The organism is Nocardia exalbida NBRC 100660 (genome assembly GCF_000308575.1).
Lineage (GTDB): Bacteria > Actinomycetota > Actinomycetes > Mycobacteriales > Mycobacteriaceae > Nocardia > Nocardia exalbida.
Window position 1 is genome coordinate 32778 of the sequence record NZ_BAFZ01000157.1, and the last position, 17446, is coordinate 50223.

Annotated in this window: 14 protein-coding genes; 10 read left to right on the top strand and 4 right to left on the bottom strand. The window is 70.3% G+C overall.

Annotated elements, in window-relative coordinates:
• Positions 1-44 precede the first annotated feature (44 nt).
• A complete protein-coding gene (locus ON29_RS30590) occupies positions 45-1337 on the bottom strand; it encodes a glycosyltransferase (RefSeq protein WP_040871650.1) in 1293 nt (430 codons plus the stop codon).
• Positions 1338-2116: 779 nt separating this feature from the next.
• Here ON29_RS30590 and ON29_RS30595 point away from each other — a divergent pair.
• The 4 genes from ON29_RS30595 to ON29_RS30610 all read left to right on the top strand — a co-directional run bounded on the left by ON29_RS30595 (position 2117) and on the right by ON29_RS30610 (position 4467).
• A complete protein-coding gene (locus ON29_RS30595; RefSeq protein WP_040871651.1) occupies positions 2117-2452 on the top strand; it encodes a histone-like nucleoid-structuring protein Lsr2 in 336 nt (111 codons plus the stop codon).
• A gap of 126 nt (positions 2453-2578) precedes the next feature.
• The gene (locus tag ON29_RS30600; protein WP_040871652.1) at positions 2579-3595 is read left to right on the top strand and encodes an iron-containing redox enzyme family protein; all 1017 of its coding nucleotides are present in this window, start codon (positions 2579-2581) and stop codon (positions 3593-3595) included.
• Positions 3561-4280, top strand: coding sequence for a HemK2/MTQ2 family protein methyltransferase (locus ON29_RS30605; protein WP_306307230.1), 720 nt, complete (start codon positions 3561-3563; stop codon positions 4278-4280). Before ON29_RS30600 ends, ON29_RS30605 begins: the two co-directional genes overlap by 35 nt.
• Positions 4258-4467 (top strand): CDGSH iron-sulfur domain-containing protein, encoded by a 210-nt coding sequence (locus ON29_RS30610; protein ID WP_040871653.1) that lies wholly within the window; start codon positions 4258-4260, stop codon positions 4465-4467. The genes ON29_RS30605 and ON29_RS30610 overlap by 23 nt, the downstream gene beginning before the upstream one ends.
• A 7-nt stretch (positions 4468-4474) precedes the next feature.
• On the opposite strand, the gene ON29_RS30615 is transcribed toward ON29_RS30610, so the two are convergent.
• Positions 4475-4963 (bottom strand): CinA family protein, encoded by a 489-nt coding sequence (locus ON29_RS30615; protein ID WP_040871654.1) that lies wholly within the window; start codon positions 4961-4963, stop codon positions 4475-4477.
• 135 nt (positions 4964-5098) lie between these two features.
• Between ON29_RS30615 and ON29_RS30620 the strand changes: the two genes are divergently transcribed.
• Positions 5099-5599: a hemerythrin domain-containing protein gene (locus ON29_RS30620; RefSeq protein WP_040871656.1), complete on the top strand. Its 501-nt coding sequence runs from the start codon at positions 5099-5101 to the stop codon at positions 5597-5599.
• Between the two features lie 53 nt (positions 5600-5652).
• On the opposite strand, the gene ON29_RS30625 is transcribed toward ON29_RS30620, so the two are convergent.
• Together ON29_RS30625 and ON29_RS30630 are read right to left on the bottom strand one after the other, a co-directional pair.
• The gene (locus ON29_RS30625) at positions 5653-6264 is read right to left on the bottom strand and encodes a flavodoxin family protein (protein ID WP_040871676.1); all 612 of its coding nucleotides are present in this window, start codon (positions 6262-6264) and stop codon (positions 5653-5655) included.
• Between the two features lie 33 nt (positions 6265-6297).
• Positions 6298-7761, bottom strand: a complete 1464-nt coding sequence (locus ON29_RS30630) for an aminotransferase class I/II-fold pyridoxal phosphate-dependent enzyme (RefSeq protein WP_040871657.1) — start codon at positions 7759-7761, stop codon at positions 6298-6300.
• Positions 7762-8107: 346 nt separating this feature from the next.
• On the opposite strand from ON29_RS30630, the gene ON29_RS30635 reads away from it, so the two are divergent.
• The 5 genes from ON29_RS30635 to ON29_RS30655 all read left to right on the top strand — a co-directional run bounded on the left by ON29_RS30635 (position 8108) and on the right by ON29_RS30655 (position 17317).
• On the top strand, positions 8108-9301 hold the full coding sequence (locus ON29_RS30635; RefSeq protein WP_040871659.1) for an alcohol dehydrogenase catalytic domain-containing protein: 1194 nt from the start codon (positions 8108-8110) through the stop codon (positions 9299-9301).
• Positions 9302-9382: 81 nt separating this feature from the next.
• Entirely contained in the window at positions 9383-14005 is a 4623-nt protein-coding gene (locus tag ON29_RS30640) for a cation-translocating P-type ATPase (protein ID WP_083864170.1), read from the top strand.
• A 70-nt stretch (positions 14006-14075) separates the two neighbouring features.
• Positions 14076-15857, top strand: coding sequence for a thiamine pyrophosphate-requiring protein (locus tag ON29_RS30645; protein WP_040871660.1), 1782 nt, complete (start codon positions 14076-14078; stop codon positions 15855-15857).
• Positions 15858-15876: 19 nt separating this feature from the next.
• Positions 15877-16437 (top strand): hemerythrin domain-containing protein, encoded by a 561-nt coding sequence (locus ON29_RS30650; RefSeq protein WP_040871661.1) that lies wholly within the window; start codon positions 15877-15879, stop codon positions 16435-16437.
• A 40-nt stretch (positions 16438-16477) separates the two neighbouring features.
• Positions 16478-17317 carry an SDR family oxidoreductase gene (locus tag ON29_RS30655; protein ID WP_040871663.1) on the top strand — a complete coding sequence of 280 codons (840 nt, stop codon included), beginning with the start codon at positions 16478-16480 and terminating at the stop codon, positions 17315-17317.
• Positions 17318-17446 lie beyond the last annotated feature (129 nt).

The window sequence follows — 17446 nt, forward strand, 5'->3', positions numbered from 1 at the left end:
GCGCCGGACGCCGCCGCGATCGCGCGCGGCGCCCGCCCGGCGTCTCATGGTCGGGGTGTCGCGGCGGCCAGTTTCTCGGCGGCGTCGACGGCCGCGAGCACACCGTTCTCCTGCGCGACCGTGCGGCCGATCTCGGCCGCTCGCTGCCGCACCGGCGGCGTGAGGGCCTGCGCCAGCGCCTGGTGCAGACGATCGGGGGTGATCGTGCGATAGGGGAACGTCGCGCCGATACCGAGCGCGGCGATCCGCCAGCCGTAGAAGAATTGATCGCTGTGCACCGGGATCACCACGGCCGGAATCCCCGCCCGCACCACGTCGTGGGTATTTCCGCTGCCGCCGTGATGCACCACCGCGGCGCAGCGCGGCAGGACGCGGTCGTAATCGAACGAATCGATGATCAGCAGGGCGCGGTCGGCGCTGAACCCTTTCGGGAATCCCTCGCCTTTCACGGTGACCAGTGCCCGCGCCCCCAAGCGCGCGCACACCGTCGCGATCATCTCGCGGCATTCCACCGGATCGAGCACGGGCATTCCGGTCATGCAGAAATAGATCGGGGGTTCCCCTTCGTCGAGCCAGGCGTCGAGTTCCGGGTCGACGACCGCTTCACCCCAGGCGTCGCGCAGCAGCGGGGGCAGAATGGAGGCGCCCACGATCGTGGCGCGTTCGGGCCAATCGTGCGGCTTCGGCAACAGCACGGGGCTCACCATGTGGACGAGCGGTATCCGTTCGGTCCGCAGCCGCCGGAAAGGATTGCGCGGCCTGCCCGCCAAACCCATCTGACGGCGCAATTGACGGTCGACCTTGCGATACAGGAACGTGTAGGACAATTCGAAAAGGCTGTAGGTCGCCCGTGACAGAATCCGGGACGTGGTCATGTTCTTCGCCATGAACGACGACGGGAACTCATCGGTGCGTTCGAGCGGGTAGGGCAGGCAGCCGATCACCGGGGTACCGGTCTTCTCGCGGAAATCCATCGCCCACGGCAGCGTCGACGCGCACGCGACGACGACATCGGCGGACGCGCAGGTTCGCGCGAGCACCTCGTGCATCGCCACACCACGTTCACCCTCGATGATCCGCACCGTGTCGAGCATGATGCGAATGAACGGCAGCGTCTTTCCGGAGGCCAGTGCTCGCTTCGCCGCGGTCGTCTCGAGCAGTTCCGCGGCGTCGAAGGGGATCACCCGAGGCTCGAAGCCCGCCTTGCGCACGATGTGCGCTTGATTGCGGGTGGCGGTGATTTCCACTTCGTGCCCGCGGGCGCGGAATTCGTGCGCCAACGCGAGATACGGTTGATGATCGCCCCTGGTACCTGCGGGCAACAAGGCCACACGCATACTATCGACTTCCGCTCGTGCACTGGGCTCGTCCGGCCGGATTCCACGAATCGGCCGATATCTGGTTCGTTGCAGGGATCCGCCTCCCGCGGACGTCCTGCTCGCTCGACAGAGTTCGGAACGGTACTCGGCCCCCCGCCGTTCTCAACGGGCCGACACTGTTCGCAGAATCGGGAGATGATCCTTTCGTCCGAAGGTGAGCCGACCGGCCGCGTCACACCCGGCGTGATCGGCTCCCGCGAAACCGGCGCAGGCCAGTATTCCGGCTCGACCGGGCGCCGTCCAGACTAGGCGCGGGCCGAATCGTTGCCTTCTCACCGGTGGGAGTGGTCCGACCGCGGTGGCGCGCGTCGGCTCGGTGAAAAATCCGCGGCGGCAGCGGATTCCGGCGCGCGGGGATGCTCGGGTGCGGAGCGCGAACGACTATTTCGGTGCCGTGTACCAGCCCGGCGCCTGCCGGTGACCCGCCGTCATGTGGGTCGCAGCCGGTGACCGCCGCCACGGCGCAGGCAGTGCCCCCGGAATCCGGGGCATCGCCGGAAATGTCCGTGCCACAGCGAGCCTCGTCCGGGTCGATCCGGGTGCGGAATTTGCGGCTTCGCCCGATGCGCGGGCAATATGTGGAGGCTCGACGGTTGTCGGCGTGCGTCGCTGGCTGCGACTCATCCCGTGCCGCGGAAGGGACCCCGCCGTTCCAGGGGCGGAGCCGATCTGTTATCTACTGGCTACGATTGTTTTTTCGACTGCACGCGCTCGGTAACCGTGAAGGGATTATCTCTATGGCACGCAAGGTCGTCGTGACACTGGTCGATGACTACGACGGCAAGTCTCAGGCCGAGGAAACAGTGTCTTTCGCCGTGGACGGCGTGGCCTATGAGATGGACTTGTCGGCGGACAATGCCGGTCAGTTACGTGGATTCTTCGAGCAATGGGTTCCATATGCCCGCAAGGTCGGTCGCGCGCGCCGCGGCCGCGGCGGTGTTCTGCGACCGGCGACCGATCGGGAACAGGCCACGGTGATCCGGGAATGGGCGCGCAAGAACGGCATCGATGTGTCGGCGCGTGGACGGATCTCCGCCGAGGTCGTCGAGGCGTACAAGAAGGCGAACGGGTAATTCCGGAACGTTCATCGATCGGTGGCCTGAAGTGCCCGCGCCGCAGCGGCGGCGCGGGACGGCCGCAGTGCGTACTTTTCCGCGCGATGCCGCGATAACAGCGCCGCGCCGGGGTAAGCGACCGGTATGACGGTCATGTTAGGCGCCCCGAAGCAGAAACTGCCCCGCCCGCGTGGCGAGTTGTCGGAAGCGGTGGTGCAGCTGCTGCGCGGCGCACCGGGTGGCTCGGTGCCGGAGCCGGGTCCGGCGGACCCGTACGGCGAAGACCTGCACCTTGCCCTGCACACCTGCTACGAGCTGCACTATCACGGTTTCCCGGCGGTCGACGCGGGATGGGAATGGGATCCTGGCCTGCTGGGTCTGCGTGCCGCGCTGGAGCAGCGGTTCCTGGGGGCGCTGCGCGAGGACGTGCCCGGCGGCGGGGATCTCGACGCGGAACTCGACCAGTTGCTGGTCACCCCGGCCGACCCGGACGGAGTGAGCCGTTTCCTGCGCGACGAGGGCGAGTGGTGGCAGATGCGCGAGTACTTCGTGCACCGTTCGATCTATCACCACAAAGAGGCCGATCCCTACGCATGGGTGATTCCCCGGCTGCGCGGCCAAGCCAAGGCATCGCTGGTGGCGGTCGAGTTCGACGAGTTCGGGGCCGGGCACGGCGAACGCGTGCACGCGCAGCTCTACGCCGACCTGCTGGCCGGCGCCGGCCTGAATCCGGACTATCTGCATTATCTGGACGTGGTTCCCGCGCCGATGCTCGCGCTGGTGAACATGATGTCGCTGTTCGGGCTGCACCGGTCGTGGCGGGGCGCGCTGGTGGGCCATTTCGCCACGGTGGAGATCACCTCCCCGCCCGGCGCTCAGCGGTTGGTGCAGGCGCTGGAGCGCTTGGACGCCGATCCTGCGTGCGTGCTGTTCTACCGTGAGCACGTCGAAGCCGACGCGGTGCACGAGCAGATCATGCGCACCGGGGTGATCGGCGACCTGCTGCGGCGGGAACCCGAGCTGACCGAGTCGGTGGCGTTCGGTATCCAGGTGACGAATCTCCTGGAGGACCGATTCGCCGATCATGTGCTGGAATCCTGGCGCGCGGGTCGCGGATCGTTGCGCGATGGCGGGCGCGGACGTGGCGGCGCGCACGATTAAGCAGCGCGCGGCGGGCTATTCGCCGAACGTGATGTTGATTCGACCTCCCGGCGTCTATTCGCCGCAGCTGGACACCTGGCTGCTCGTCCGTGCTCTGGCCGAAGCGGGCGTTCCGCGCGGCGGACACGCGTTGGACGTGTGTACCGGAACGGGCGCCTTGGCCGTCGCCGCCGCGTACACGGGCGCCGCGCGGGTGACGGCGGTGGACGTGTCCCGTTCCGCCGTCGTGTCCGCCTGGTTGAACTGCCGGCTGCGCGGCATCGACGCGGAGGTATTGCGCGGTGATTTCAGCGCGGTCCTCGGCGGGCGCAGTTTCGATCTGGTGCTGGCCAATCCGCCCTACGTCCCCGCGCCCGAGGGCACCGACAGCCGCGGCCTCGCCCGGGCCTGGGACGCCGGGGCCGGAGGCAGGGCGATCCTCGACCAGTTGTGCGCGGCGCTGCCCACTCTGCTGAAACCGCGCGGGGTAGCGTTGATCGTGCATTCGGCGCTGAGCGATCCGGATTCGACCTTGGCGCAACTGCGTGAGCGAGAACTCAAGGCCGCGATCGTGGCACGGGCGACCGTGCCGTTCGGGCCCGTGCTGCGCCGCCGCGCGCAGTGGCTGGAATCGGCCGGGCTGATCGGGCCCGGTCAGCGAATGGAAGATCTGGTGGTGATCCGTGCCGACCGCATCCGGCAATGAGCAGTGGCGGCGAGTGACGCTCACCGCCGACGGTCCCGCCCTGATCGAGGGCCCGGTGGAGTTCGTCACCGCGGACGGGCGGACGGTGCGCTCCGACCGGTTCCTGGTGGCGCTGTGCCTGTGCAAGCGCTCGAAGAACTATCCGTTCTGCGACACCAGCCACCGCAGGCATCGCCGTTCGTCGTGACCGCGGGTCACGCCGGGGAACCGTCCGAACCCAGCGAGCGGACGGTGTCGAGCAGTGATTCGGTGGCGCAGGCGACGGTCTGCTCGAGGACCTCCACCGGTTCGCCGTCGAACTGACGGTGCCACGCGCGCACGCCGTGCTCGGTGGCGATCGCGAACCAGACCGAGCCCGGCGGCTGACCGTCCTGCGGGTCCGGGCCGCCTGCGCCGGTGACCGCTACGGAGACAGCCGCTTTCAGCAAGTCGCGGACTCCCGTGGCCATCGCTTCGGCCGCGGTCTGTGACACCACCGGCACGTCGGGCACACCCAGGACGGTGCGCTTGACCTCCGTGCTGTAGGCCACGAGGCCGCCGCGGAACCATTCGGACGAGTTCGGCGCCGCACCCAGCGTGGCAGAAAGCCGGCCGGAGGTCAGCGATTCGGCGACTGCCACGGTGATCTCCGACTGCTGCGCCGATTCGGCCAGCTCGTGTGCGTTCTCGTCCGACTGGGGCATCTGCGTCCTTTCTGCGCTGTCTGCCGCTCACCATACGGCCCGGCCCGTGTCCGACCGCACGGTAGCCACCCGGTTTCGGTGCGGCGGCGCCGGGAATGTCGGCAGAGAACCGGCCCTTGACGCAAGGAGAAAGCGATGACGACCGACGCGATCGTGCTGCTGCGCGACGACCACAAGGCGATCCGGAAACTGTTCCGCGAGTTCGAGAAGGCGGGCGAGGACGCAACGCAGACCAAGGGCAAGGTGGTGAAGAAGATCATCGAGGCGCTCACCGTGCACACGTATCTCGAGAACGAGTGCATGTACCCCGAGGTCCGCAAACTCGTTCCGGAGCTCGAGGACGACATCCTGGAGTCCTACGAGGAGCATCACGTCGCCGACGTGCTGGTCACCGAGCTGTCGATGATGAAGCCCGACGACGAGCACTTCACCGCCAAGACCACCGTGCTGATCGAGAACGTCGACCACCACATCGATGAGGAAGAGAACGAGTGGTTCCCGAAGGTGCGGGAAAGTCTGGGGCGCAAGCAGCTTCAGGAGATCGGCGCCAGGATGCAGGAACTGAGGAAGAAGGCGCCGACCTCGCCCGCCCAGCCCTCGGCGCTGAAGAAGACCGTGGACGCCGTGCTGGCCTGAACAGACGACGGCGCCGGCGCCTCGGGGAGGTGCCGGCGCCGTCGTGCGGGCGGTCAGTCGGCGGGCGGGTACTGCTGCGCGCCCAGCAGCCGGGCCAGGTGGGCGGCGTTCCTGGCCAGCGCGGCGGTGGCGGAGGCCACCGCCTTGGGCACCGAATCGAGATCCTGGTAATCGGTGCCGCCCATGGCTTGATCGTTCCAGTACGTGCAGCCCTGCGCCGGAATGGTGAAGCCGATGTCGTTGAGCCCCTGGAACAGATCGGCGACGATCTTGTGCGCGCCGTCCTCGTTGCCGACCACCGCGACCGTGGCCACCTTGCCGACCATCGCCGGACGGCCCGCGTCGTCGGTCTCGGACAGCTCGGCGTCCAATCGCTCCAGCACCCGTTGCGCCACCGACGACATGTGCCCGACCCAGGTGGGGGTCGAGACCACCAGGATGTCGGCCGCCGCGACCTGCTCGCGAATCGAGGGCCACTGGTCGCCGGGGCCCTCGTCGGCGGTGACGCCGGGCAGCACGTCGTAGTCCACCACGCGCAGCACCGTGCCCTGCACGCCGTGCCCGGCCAGTTCGTCGAGCACTTGGCGGGCGATGAGGTCGCTGCTGGATTCGGCGGGCGACTTCTTCAGCGTGCACACCAGCGCGAGTGCGGTCGGTCCGGCCATGAAGGAAACCTCCTGATTCACCATGTGTCCGGTTCAGTCGCGGGCGACGACCCGGATCGTGCGCAGCCGGGAGTCGGCGGCGTCGGGCACGTTCATTCCCGCGTCGAGCCCGGTGCGCAGGTACTCGACGACGGCGGCATCGATACGTTCTCCCGGCACGACCACCGGGATGCCCGGCGGGTAGGGCGTGAGCTGCTCGGCGGCGATCCGGCCGACGGCGTCGTGCGCGTCCACCGTCTGCACCGGGCCGAAGAAGGCGTCGCGCGGCAGCATCACGGTCTCGAGCTGCAGGTCCTCGGGTGAGGGGAGGTCGATGCGCGGCGGCTGGGGATCGGTGAGCTGGTCGCGCCAAGCGGCGATGCCGTCGACGAGGGTGTCGACGGTGTCCTTGTCGTCGGCCATCGACAGCGTGGCCAGCAGGCGGCGGTGATCGCTCAACCCCATGTCGATGCGGCGGTGCTCGCGCAACCAGTCCGCGGCCTGGTAGCCGCTGGCCCCGGTGCCGGAGACGTCCATCAGGACCTGCAGCCGGTCGAGGTCGTGCGAGGCTTCCGCGCCGAGCAGTTCGTCTTCGAGCACCTCGATGCCCGGTATCTCGGCGAGTTGCCGCCTGGCCTTCTCGGCGACCCGCAGGGCGTCGCCGAGCAATTCGTGGCCGCGCTCGACCATCTGCCTGCGCCAGCCGTCGAGCGCGGCGTAGACCAGCACGTTCGGGCTGGTGGTCATCAGCAGGTCGGCGCATTCGCTGAGCCGGATCGGGTCGATGAGATCGCCTTGCAGGTGGAACACCGAGCCCTGTTCGAAGCCCGCGCCCATCTTGTGCACGCTGACCACGCACAGATCCGCTCCCGCGTCCATCGCCCAGGTCGGCAGATCCTCGTGGAAGGGCAGGTGCGCGCCCCAGGCCTCGTCGACGATCAGGGGCTTGCCCCGCTCGTGGCAGACCTCGGCGATGCCCGCGATGTCCGCGCAGGTGCCGTAGGGACTCGGGCTCACGATCAGCGCCCCCGCGGCGCCGGGGTGCGCGTCCCACGCGTCGCGGACCTGCTGCGGCGAGGGCGGGTGCGCGAAATGGTGCTCGGCATCCCAGCGCGGCGTGATCCAGTGCGGCTGCACGCCGGAGAAGACGAGCCCGGCGACGACGGATTTGTGGCTGTCGCGTGCCACGAGCAGGCCGCCGTCGTGGCCGCCCGCCACCGTCATCATGGCCGCCTTGACCGACAGGGAACTGCCGCAGGTGGAGAAGAACGCCGATTCGGCCCGGACCGCGTCGGCCATCAGCGCTTCGGCCCGCGCGAGATAGCCGCCGCGCGAGAGCCGGTCGTCCAGCCCGGCGGTGGCCAGCACGTCGGAGCCGAAGGCGTCCCGGCCGATCACCTTCAGGACGCGTTCGTCGGTGCCGCGTCCTTGCCGATGCCCGGGCGGCGTGAAGCCGTAGCGGCCCAGCCGGTGATAGTCGGCAAGCGCTTCCAGGAGAGGAGCTCGTGTATGGTCCACGGCTTTCGCCTACCCCGGATCGGTGGCGGCACACATCCGGCGCACCGCCGGCTCATGGCATCCCGCGCACCCTCAACCGCCGCGGTCCCCGATCCGCGTGCCGCGCAATGGGATGTGGCGTCGGGTGCGGGATCGCCGCCCGACGGCGACCACCGTCGGCGACCAGATCCAGGTCCAGGCACCCCTGACGCGCGGCGACCATTCGGTCGCGCCCTCCCGCGCCGGGCGATGCGGTCGCGTCCTGCGCCCCTCCGGTTCGTACGGGCGAACCCGTCGCCGGTCGTTTCGGGCACCGGAGTCCGGGTAGGACCCGGACTGTATCGACTTCGACCGGAGGAGCGCGCGGATGAAGGCAGTGACCTGGCAAGGGCGGCGCAAAGTCGCCGTGGAGACGGTGCCCGATCCGCGGATCGAGGCGCCGACGGACGCGATCATCGAGGTGACCTCCAGCGGAATCTGCGGATCCGACCTGCACCTGTACGAAGTGCTCGGCGCGTACATGAGCAACGGCGACGTCTTCGGCCACGAACCCATGGGACGTGTGGTCGAGACCGGCTCGGCCGTCACCGGCCTGGCCCGCGGGGACCGCGTCGTCATCCCGTTCCAGATCAGTTGCGGCGCCTGCTACATGTGCCGCAGCGGGCTGCCCACCCAGTGCGAGACGACGCAGGTCCGCAAATACGGCTGCGGCGCGGCCCTGTTCGGCTACTCCAAGCTCTACGGGCAGGTGCCCGGCGGCCAGGCCGAGTATCTGCGGGTGCCGCATGCCGACGCCACCCATATCAAGGTGCCCGAGGGACCGGCCGACGACCGCTTCCTGTACCTGTCGGACGTACTGCCCACCGCCTGGCAGGCGGTGGAATACGCCGCGGTGCCCGACGGCGGGTCGGTGACCGTGCTCGGCCTCGGCCCGATCGGGGACATGGCCTGCCGGGTCGCGGCGCATCGCGGCTATCGCGTCATCGGTGTCGACCGGGTGCCCGAACGGCTGGCGCGGGCGGCCGCGCGCGGGGTGGAGGTGATCGACATCGGCGCCGTCGACGAGCCGGTCGGCGACATCGTCCGCGGCTGGACCGACGGCCGCGGCACCGACTCGGTGATCGATGCGGTGGGCATGGAGGCCCACGGGTCGCCGATCGCGTCGGCAGCCCAGCGCTCGGCGGCGTTCCTGCCGGATCCGGTGGCCCAGAAGGTGATGGACACCGCGGGCGTGGACCGGCTCGCGGCGCTGAACTCCGCGATCGACATCGTCCGGCGCGGTGGCACCATCTCGGTGATCGGCGTCTACGGCGGCATGCTCGATCCGCTGCCGATGCGGGTGCTGTTCGACAAGCAGATCCAGGTGCGGATGGGCCAGGCGAACGTCAAGCGGTGGGTCGAGGACATCATGCCGCTGCTGAGCGACGGCGACCCGCTCGGCGTGGACACCTTCGCCACCCATCGTCTGCCGTTGACCGGCGCGGCCGAGGGTTACGCGATGTTCCAGCAGAAGACCGACGGTGCGGTGAAGGTGGTGCTCGACCCGACCGCCGCGAACTGACCGGCGCACCGGCCCCGGCCGAGGTCCGAGACCGCGGCCGCGGACGGTTTGCTCTGTCTTTGCCTGGGTAGCTTGCCGGGTATGAGCTTTTTACTACGCGGAGTCGTCTCACCGTGGTGGCTCGAGGCGCCGACCTCCGTGGCGGCGGAGATGGCCCGCGCTGGCGTGGAGAAGGTCGTCGACCTGGGAACCAAAGCGGCCCAGGCGCCGGTGCAGGCGGTGGCCGCGGGCGCGCGGGCGGGGGCGTCGCTGCTGAACCTGGGAAGCGACGAGGAGTTGCGCGACGAGCTCGCGGCGCTGATCGATCCGCACGCGCTGCGTTCGCGCCGCCGTGTGGCGCTCTACGAGGACCGGGCCACCGTCGAGGTGCGCGGGCTGGACTCCGGTAAGAGCGGAGACGTCACGCAGGCGCTGCACCGGACGCTGGACCGGCGCCGCGATGTGCGCTGGTGGCGGGTGAACGCGGTGACCGGCCGCGTCGTCGCCGCGCTCGAGCACGGCGCGGCCGACCTGCCCGCCCTGGTATCGGCCATCGAGTCCGTCGAGGCCGACACCGCGGTCGACGACCTGGACTGGAGCCGCGGCCGCGAGCACCCCGGGGATCGGGAACCACTGCTCGCGGCCGCGATCCAGGTCGCGGGCGACGTCGGTGCGATCGGATTGTCCGCGGTGGGCGCGGTGCTGCCGTTGCGCGGGCCCGCCCGGATGTTGCGCGCGGCGGCAGCCTTCGTCGACACCCAGCCCCGGCTGCGCAAACGGCTGGAGGAACAGCTCGGCCGTCCACGCACGGACATGGTGCTCACCACCGCCAACGCCATCGGCAACGCCCTGGGCAACAGCGCAGCGGCGGGCACGGCGAATCTGGTCATCGACGCGGTGCATCGCGGTTTCACCCTGACCGAGTCGATGACCAGGTACGCGCAGTGGCGAAAATGGGAGACCGAGATCGACCGCCGCCCTGCGGAAGTGTGCGATCCGCTGGCACCGTCCACCCGCGTGGTCGAGATGCCGCAGGGTCCGATCGAGCGGGTCGCCGACGAAACAGCGGCGGCCGCGCTGGTGGGTGCGGTCACCTCCGTCCTCGGCGGCCGCGGCCTGTTCGGCGCCGCCGACGCGCTGGAACTCGGCGCGCCCAAGGCAGCGCGGGCCAGCCGGGAGGCCTACGGCGCCCTCGTCTCCACGGGGCTCGGCCGCGCGGGCGTGCTGACGCTGCACCCGCGGGTCTGGCGGCGACTCGACCGATTGTCCGCCCTGGTCATCGACGGAGAATCGCTGCTGACCTCCCGCCGCTTGGTACTCGACGCCGAAACGACCGACCAGAGATGGTCGGTCGCCGACGTGTGGAGCGCGGGCCAGCGCCTGCTGTGGGAGCGAGAGGCCGGCGAAGGCGCGGACAATGACGCGCAGCCGGACGACACCGATCGCTACCTGTCGTCGGGGGGCCACCGCACACTGGTGCACCCGGCCACCGGAAAACCCGACGACGGTGCCACGCCCCGCCCCGTGTGGCGCGAACTCCACGACAACGGCAAACCGGTCGGACGAGTCCTGATCGGCCGCGAACTCGACCGGCGGGCACACGCGCTGCTGAGCCGGGCGCGCAGCGCGGGCCTGCGCGTCACCCTCGCCGGGGGCGCCGACGCCGCCGAACTGCGGTCGATGGCCGACGAATTCGTCTCCCCGTCCCATTCGCTCAGCGAGCGGGTGCGCACGCTGCAACAGGACGGTCACGTCGTCGCGGTGCTGAGCCCCCGCGCCCACAAAGCCCTGGCCCGCGCCGATGTCGGGATCGGTCTGGCCGTGCGGGAAGACAACGCCCTGCAGATGCCCTGGACCGCCGACGCGGTCTGCCGCGACCTCGGACAGGCGCACCGCGTCCTCGCCGCCATCGCCCCGGCCCGGCAGGTGAGCGAACGCGGCCGTTCGCTGGCGCTGTCGGCGGCCGCGCTGGGCGGGCTGCTGCTGGCCGTCGCCCCCGACAGCGCGGGCCGGGCCTCGCCCATGACCGCCGCCCACTACACCGGTCTGCTCAGCGGCGCCTACACCGGATGGCGAACCGCGCGCACCGAGCCACCGGCCGCCCTCGCCCCGCTGCTGCCCTGGCACGCCCTCGAACCCGACGAGGTGTTGAGCCGGTTGCCGCAGCCCGGGCCGGTGCAGGAACGAGCCCAGCCGGACACCGCCGCCCGCATCCCCGGGGTGCGCGTGCTCACCTCGGCGGCGTCGTTCGCGGGCCAACTGCGCCGCGAACTGGCCGACCCGCTGACCCCGATCCTCGGCGTCGGCGCGGCCGCCACCGCCGTGCTCGGCGCCCCGTCGGACGCGGTGCTGCTGTCGTCGGTCCTCGCGGTGAACGCGCTGGTGTCCGCCTGGCAGCGGCAGCGCGCCGAGGGCGCGTTGCACCGGCTGTTCGAGGGCGAGCAGCTCACCGCCCGGGTGATCGATCGCGCCGAACTCGACGCGGCCGAACCGCGCGAAACCCGCGTGCCCGCGAACCTGCTGACACTGGGCGATGTCATCGTGCTGCGCGCCGGGGACGTGGTCCCCGCCGACGCGCGGCTGCTGCGCGCGGACGACCTCGAGATGGACGAATCCGGCCTCACCGGCGAGTCGATCACCGTCGACAAGCAGGTCTCCGCCACCCCGGGCGCGTCGGTGGCCGACCGCGCCTGCATGGTCTTCGAAGGCAGCACCGTGGTGAACGGCACCGGGCGGGCGATCGTCGTGGCCGTCGGCCACGACACCCAGGCGGGCCGCGCCGCCGCCGGCGCCATCCCGCCCGAGAAGGCCGGTGTGCAGGCGCAGCTGCGCCGCTTGACCGACCGCGCCCTGCCGTTGACCTTGAGCGGCGGCGGCGTCGTGACCGGGCTGGGCATCCTGCGCGGCAGGCCCCTGCGCACCGCCATCGCCGACGGCGTCGCGGTCGCGGTCGCCGCGGTCCCCGAAGGACTGCCGCTGGTGGCCACGGTCGCTCAGCTCGCCGCCGCCCGCAGGCTGTCACGGCACGGTGTGCTGGTGCGCGCCAGCCGCACCGTCGAGGCCCTCGGCCGGGTGGACACCCTGTGCTTCGACAAGACCGGCACCCTCACCGAGGGGCGGCTGCGCCTGACCACCCTCGCCGATCTCGACGACCAGTGGGCCCCGGACGCGGGCTCCGAGGACGCGCACCGTCTGTTGCGCGCCGCGGCCCGCGCCTGCCCCGATCCCGCCGAGGGACCGATCGCGCACGCCACCGACCGCGCCGTCGTCGACGCCGCGGCCCGGATACTCGGCGACGACGCCCGGCAGTGGGATGCGATCGAGGAGATCCCGTTCGAATCCAACCGCGGATACGCCGCCACCCTCGGCCACACCTCCCGCAAACTGCGGCTGATCGTGAAGGGCGCACCCGAAGTCGTGCTGTCGCGCTGCACCAAGGTGCGGGTGAACGACACCGACCACCCCTTCGACGAGCGCATGCGCGAACGCGCCGAACGAGCGGTGCGCGATCTGGCCGAACAGGGCCTGCGGGTGCTGGTGGTGGCCCGGCGCGACCTTTCCACCCCACCCGACGACGTCGAGGCGGCGGTCGTGGAACTCACCCTGCTCGGGTTCCTCGGCCTCGCCGACGCCCCACGACCGCAAACGCTGCCGCTGGTCACCGCGCTGCAACGCAACGACATCAGCGTGCGCATGATCACCGGCGACCACCCGGTGACCGCGGCGGCGGTGGCCCGCCAGCTCGGCATCGAGGCGGGCCAGGTCGTGACCGGCGCGGATCTCGACCGCCTCGACGAGACCGCCCAAGCCGAGCTGATCGAACAGGGCACGGTCTTCGCCCGCGTCGATCCCGAACAGAAGGTGCGCATCGTGGCGGCGCTGCGCCGCGCGGGTCACGTCGTCGGCATGACCGGCGACGGCAGCAACGACGCCGCCGCCATCCGCACCGCCGACGTCGGAATCGGTTTGGCCGCACAGGGTTCCATCGCCGCGCGCAATGCCGCCGACATGGTGCTCACCCGCTCCGACCCCCTCGTGCTGTTGCATGCCCTCGTCGAAGGGCGCGGCATGTGGCAGCGGGTCACCGACGCGGTCGGCGTGCTGGTCGGCGGCAACGCGGGCGAAGTGGCCTTCACGCTGTACGGGACCGCCGTCAGCGGCCGAGCGCCGCTGGGCACCCGGCAGTTCCTGCTGGTGAACATGCTCACCGACATGTTCCCCGCGATGGCGCTGGCGCTGTCGCGGGACGGGGACGCGGTCGATCCCGACGACACCGACGACCCGAAGGCCCAGGCGGAGCGGGCGGCCGAACGCCTGGCCGAACTCCCGCGTGCGCACCTGGGCACGGATCTGCTGCGCACCCTCGGCGTCCGCGGTGTCGCGACGGCCACCAGCGCGTCGGTCGCGTGGACCCTCGGCCGCGTGACCGGCACGCAGCGGCGCGCCGCCACCATCGGCCTGGTCGCGCTCATCGGCACCCAACTGGGCCAGACGCTGGTCTCCGGTTACCGCAGCCCGCTGGTGTGGCTTACCACCGCCGCGAGTGGCGCGGTGCTCGGCGCGGTGGTGATGACACCGGGGCTGTGTACCTATTTCGGTTGCCGCCCGCTGGATCCCGTCGGATGGGGGATCGCGACCACCTGCGCGACGACCGCCACCGCCGCCGCCGTGCTGCTTCCTCGGTTGCTGCCCCAGCCGCAGTCCCCAGCGCCGGTGGCGCGCTGATTGGCGCCGCACCGCCCGGGTACCCGCCTGGCGACGGACCCTGCCACCGGCACAGGACAGGAGGACCCCTATGGCTCGACAGGTCGGTGACTACGTCGTACAACGTCTGCGGGAGTGGGGCGTGGAGCAGGTCTTCGGTTATCCCGGCGACGGGATCAACGGCCTGATCGCCGCTTTCGGCCGCGCGGACGACGATCCGGCGTTCATCCAAGCCCGCCACGAGGAGATGTCGGCGTTCCAGGCCACCGGATACGCCAAATTCAGCGGCAAGGTGGGCGTGTGCACCGCGACCTCGGGCCCGGGGGCGATCCATCTGCTCAACGGTTTGTACGACGCGAAACTCGATCACGTCCCGGTGGTGGCGATCGTCGGGCAGACCGCGCGCAGCGCGATGGGCGGCAGCTATCAGCAGGAAGTCGATCTACAGAACCTGTTCAAGGACGTCGCGTCCGACTACTTGGTCGAGGTGAATGTCGCCGCCCAATTGCCCAACGCGCTGGACCGCGCCTTCCGGGTCGCGATCGCGCGGCGGGCCCCGACCGCGGTGATCCTGCCGTCGGATCTGCAGGAGCAGCCCTACGAGCCACCGCAGCACGCCTTCAAGCAGGTGCCGTCGAGCCCGCCCGGGCAGGCCGCGGCGCGCGTGATTCCCGCGTACGAGGACATCCGGCGCGCCGCGGAGGTGATCGACGCCGGATCCAAGGTCGCGATCCTGATCGGGCAGGGCGCCCGTTCGGCCGCCGAGGAGGTCGTGGAACTCGCCGAGCGCACCGGCGCGGGCGTGGCGAAGGCTCTGCTGGGCAAGGACGTCCTGCCCGACGATCTGCCTTTCGTCACCGGTGCGATCGGATTGCTCGGCACCAGGCCCAGTTACGAACTCATGCGCGACTGCGACACGCTGCTGATCGTTGGATCGAACTTCCCCTACAGCCAGTTCCTGCCCGAATTCGGGCAGGCCCGCGCCGTGCAGATCGACATCGACGGCACCATGATCGGCATGCGTTACCCGACCGAGGTGAACCTGGTCGGCGACGCGAGATCGACGTTGGCGGAACTGATTCCGCTCGTGCGGCGCAAGGACGACCGCGGCTGGCGGGAGAAGATCGAGAAGAACGTCGCCCGCTGGTGGCAGACCATCGAACGCCAGTCCCTGCTGGACGCCCACCCGGTCAACCCCATGCGGGTGGTGTGGGAATTGTCCGAGCGCATTCCCGACGACGCCATCGTCACCGCCGATTCCGGGTCCTCCACCAACTGGTATGCCCGCTGCCTGCGCTTGCGCGGCCGGATGCGCGGGTCGCTGTCGGGCACCCTGGCGACCATGGGGCCGGGCGTGCCCTACGCCATCGGCGCCAAGTTCGCCCACCCCGACCGGCCCGCGATCGCGCTGGTCGGCGACGGCGCCATGCAGATGAACGGGATGGCCGAACTGCTCACCATCGCCCGCTACCGCCCCCGCTGGAGCGACCCGCGCCTGATCGTCTGCGTCTTCCACAACAACGACCTCAACCAGGTCACCTGGGAGCTGCGCGCCATGGGCGGCGCCCCGAAATTCGAGCCGTCGCAGGCCCTTCCCGACGTCTCCTATGCCGAAGTCGCCCGCAGCGCGGGCCTGACCGGCATCACTGTGCGGACACCCGAGGAACTCGGGCCGGCTTGGGACCGCGCCCTGCACGCCGACGGCCCGGTGGTGCTCGACGTGCACTGCGACCCCGACGTGCCGCCCATCCCGCCGCACGCCACCTGGGATCAGATGAAGGACACCGCCGAAGCCGTGTTGCGCGGCGACCCGGACGCCTGGCATCTGATCGCGCAGGGTGCGAAAACCAAGGTCCAGGAGTTCATTCCGTAGCGACAGAAACGAGTGTGCGATGACCGAACAGGATGTCGTCGAGCTGCTGACCGCCCAGCACGAGGAGATCTTCGCGTTGCTGGCGCGGCTGAAGGCGGGCGAGGACGGGAAACAGGATCTGTTCACCGAGTTGGTGCGGTTACTGGCCGTGCACGAGAGCGCCGAGGAGGAGGTCGTGCACCCCGTCGCGGCGCGGGCCCGTTTCGGCGCGGACGCCGACATCGTGCAGCCGCGGCTGGAGGAGGAGAACGCGGCCAAACGCGCCCTGGCGGACCTCTACGACCTGGGGGTGGACCATCCCGATTTCGACGCCCGGCTCGCGAAGTTCGCCGACGCCGTGGCCGAGCACGCCGCGCACGAGGAAACCGAGGAGTTCACCCTGCTGCGCGCGCAGTTCTCCACCAGCCAGTTGCGGCGGATGGCGGGCTCGGTACGCGCCGCCGAAGCCGTGGCCCCCACCCGCCCGCACCCCCACGCGGGGGAGTCCGCGGTCGCGAACCTGCTGGCCGGCCCGCCGCTGGCGGTGTTCGACCGCGCTCGTGACGCGGTGCGCGACTGGCGGCAGAACCAGGACACGTGAATCACCCCCAGCCCACGAAGCGGAGAAGGAGAACACCGACATGGGGTTTCCCGCGCAGCAGCAAGAAGTTCCCGGCATCCAGGCCCGGATGACCCCCGTACCGGACTGCGGTGAGGACAGCTACCGCGGCTCCGGCAAACTGACCGGCAAGGCCGCCGTCATCACCGGCGCCGACAGCGGAATCGGCCGGGCGGTGGCGATCGCCTACGCGCGCGAGGGCGCCGACGTGCTGATCTCCTACCTCGACGAGGACGAGGACGCCAAGGAAGTCGCCGACCTGGTGACGCAGGCCGGACGCAAAGCCGTCCTGGTGCCCGGCGACCTGTCGGAGGCCGCCCATTGCCGCGCCGTCATCGATCGGGCCGTGCGGGAATTCGGGAAGATCGACATCCTGGTGAGCAACGCGGCCTTCCAGATGACGCACCAGACGCTGGAGGAGATCAGCGACGAGGAATTCGAGCACACCGTCAAATTGAACATCAACGCCTACTTCTACCTGGTGAAGGCGGCGCTGCCGCACATGCCTGCGGGGTCGTCGATCATCGGCAGCTCCTCGGTCAACTCCGACATGCCCTCGCCGACACTGGCCCCGTACGCCGCGACCAAAGCCGCCATCGCGAACTTCTCCGCCAGCCTCGCGCAATTGCTGGGCGAACGGGGAATCCGGGTCAACAGCGTGGCGCCGGGACCGATCTGGACCCCGCTGATCCCCTCCACCATGCCGGTCGAGAAGGTCGCGCACTTCGGTGACGACACGCCGTTGGGCCGTGCCGGTCAACCGGCCGAATTGGCGCCCACCTACGTCATGCTGGCCTCCGACGACGGCAGCTACGTCTCCGGCGCTCGCATCGCGGTCACCGGTGGCAGGCCGATCCTGTGACGCTTCGCGCACGCTGACCCGCCCGGTCGGCCGTGACGGCCGACCGGCGGCGGGGGCGGATCACAGCATCGACACCACGATGCCGACCGCCACGGCGAGGAACAACAGGATCACCAGCGCCCCGATGAG